At 43.1% G+C, this 295-nt stretch carries 1 protein-coding gene; it reads left to right on the top strand.

The window, feature by feature from the left end:
- Position 1: 1 nt before the first annotated feature.
- Positions 2-295: ATP-binding protein (locus B4F91_RS05600; protein ID WP_288635414.1), on the top strand; the 294-nt coding region annotated here is incomplete at its 3' end.

The following is a 295-nucleotide window of genomic DNA, read 5'->3' as shown; positions in this document are numbered from 1 at the left end:
TATTAAAGTACTTAAAGGATTAGACGCAGTAAGAAAGCGTCCTGGAATGTATATAGGGGACACCGATGATGGCACAGGCTTACACCACATGGTGTTTGAGGTCGTTGATAACTCTATCGATGAAGCCTTAGCAGGTCATTGTGATGATATTTATGTAACGATTCACTTAGACGGTTCAGTCTCTGTAAGAGATAACGGTCGTGGTATCCCAACTTCTATCCATGAAGAAGAAGGTGTGTCTGCTGCCGAGGTTATCATGACGGTACTTCATGCCGGTGGTAAGTTTGATGATAAC

Origin of the sequence: Pseudoalteromonas sp. UBA6610, from assembly GCF_002433295.1 — a bacterium.
GTDB lineage: Bacteria > Pseudomonadota > Gammaproteobacteria > Enterobacterales > Alteromonadaceae > Pseudoalteromonas > Pseudoalteromonas atlantica.
This window is presented reverse-complemented; position numbering and strand designations above follow the sequence as displayed.